The sequence below is a fragment of the Mesorhizobium sp. M7A.F.Ca.CA.004.06.1.1 genome (assembly GCF_003999135.1).
In the GTDB taxonomy this organism is placed as follows: domain Bacteria; phylum Pseudomonadota; class Alphaproteobacteria; order Rhizobiales; family Rhizobiaceae; genus Mesorhizobium.
Genome location: NZ_RZPQ01001004.1, coordinates 1 through 1698 on the forward strand (window position 1 = coordinate 1; position 1698 = coordinate 1698).

The following is a 1698-nucleotide window of genomic DNA, read 5'->3' on the forward strand; positions in this document are numbered from 1 at the left end:
GACAGTCTCGACACCGCGCCGTCGCCATAGGCCTATCTGCCGACGCGCAGCGTCAACGCCCAGAACAGCAGCGCCAACAGGCCGATGCCGGCGCCAAGCACACAGACGCCATTCCAGCCCATTGCACCGTAAGCCATGGTCGAGGCGATGGAGCCCAGGGCACTGCCGACCGAGTAGAAGATCATATAGCCGCCAACCAGTCGGCTGCGCGCATCCGGGCGCCGGGCGAAGATCAGGCTCTGGTTGGTGACGTGGACGGCCTGGATCGCCAGATCGAGCATGACGATGCCGGCAACGAGCAGCCACAGCGACATGCCCATGAAGGCGATCGGCAGCCAGGCTGCCATCATCAGCAGCAGGCTGAAGCCGGTGACCAACTGGCCGCGGCCGCGATCGACGAGGCCGCCGGTCCAGCGCGCACCGAGCGCGCCGGCGACGCCCGCAAGGCCGAAAAGCCCAATCTCGGTATGCGAAAGTGAAAATGGCGCAGCACTCAACGGCAGCACCAGCGGCGCCCACAGCACGTTGAAGCTGGCGAAGATCAGCATGGCCAGCACCGCCCGCACGCGCAGCAGCGGCTCCTGCGCGAACAGCAGCAGCACCGAAGCGAGCAGGCGCGGATAGGATGTGCGTGGCCGCTCCGCCTCGTGGCGCGGCAGGATCAGGTAGAGAACCATCGCCATGACAAGCGTCAACCCGGCCGAGACAAGATAAACCCAGCGCCAACCGGCGAAATCGGCGACGACCCCTGAAGCGAAGCGGGCAAGCAGGATGCCCAGGATGACACCGCTGGTGACGGTGCCGACCGCCCGCCCCCGCTGCGACGCTACGGCGAGGTCGGCAGCGAAGGCGACCAGCACCTGCACCACCACCGCAAGCAGCCCGACCACCGCCAGGCTCGCCAGCAGCATCGCCGCATTGGGCGCGACCCCGACCGCCACCAGCGCCACGGCAGACAGAATCGCCTGCCCGGCAATCAGCTTGCGGCGATCGAACAGGTCGCCCAGCGGCACGATAAAGAACAGGCCGAGCCCATAGCCGATCTGCGTTACCGTCACCACGATGCCAACCGAGGCCGGCGCGATAGCAAAATCATGCGCCATGGCGTCGAGCAGCGGATGGGCGAAATAGACATTGGCAACGCTCAGGCCGCAGGCGATGGCGAAGATCAGCGCGGTCAATCGTGACAATCCCGCAGGCGGCGGCGCCACCCGAGGCGGCCCATCGGATTGCTCGAGGCTTGTTGCACCGCTGTTCACCACCTGCATGTTCATGTCTGCTCTCTCCATAAAAGGTTTCAACTTGAAACCTCTTGCTGGATAGGCAGAACAGTTTTATGTTGCAACCGAAAATCGAATGCTGGACCAACGACTGCCATGGTGAAACGAACGAGCCACCACGAAGCGGATTGCCTCATAGCGCGACCACTGGACGCGATTGGCGACTGGTGGTCGCTGCTCATCGTGCGTGACGCGTTCGACGGCTTGCGGCGCTTCGGCGAATTCCAGAAGAGCCTCGGCGTCGCCAAGAACATCCTGTCGTCGCGGCTGCGCAATCTCGTCGCGCATGGCATCCTCGAAACGGTCCCGGCACCCGACGGCAGCGCGCACCATGAATATGTGCTGACGCAAAAGGGACGCGGCCTGTTCTATGTCCTGGTTGCCCTGCGGCAATGGGGCGAGACCTACTTCGCCGGAC

2 protein-coding genes are annotated in these 1698 nt (G+C 64.5%); one reads left to right on the top strand and one right to left on the bottom strand.

The genetic code is table 11. The annotated features are described in order from the left end of the window. Positions 1–32: 32 nt before the first annotated feature. Positions 33–1274 carry an MFS transporter gene (locus EN906_RS33190; protein ID WP_127273130.1) on the bottom strand — a complete coding sequence of 414 codons (1242 nt, stop codon included), beginning with the start codon at positions 1272–1274 and terminating at the stop codon, positions 33–35. A 102-nt stretch (positions 1275–1376) separates the two neighbouring features. On the opposite strand from EN906_RS33190, the gene EN906_RS33195 reads away from it, so the two are divergent. Further along, positions 1377–1698: helix-turn-helix domain-containing protein (locus EN906_RS33195; RefSeq protein WP_164777571.1), on the top strand; the 322-nt coding region annotated here is incomplete at its 3' end.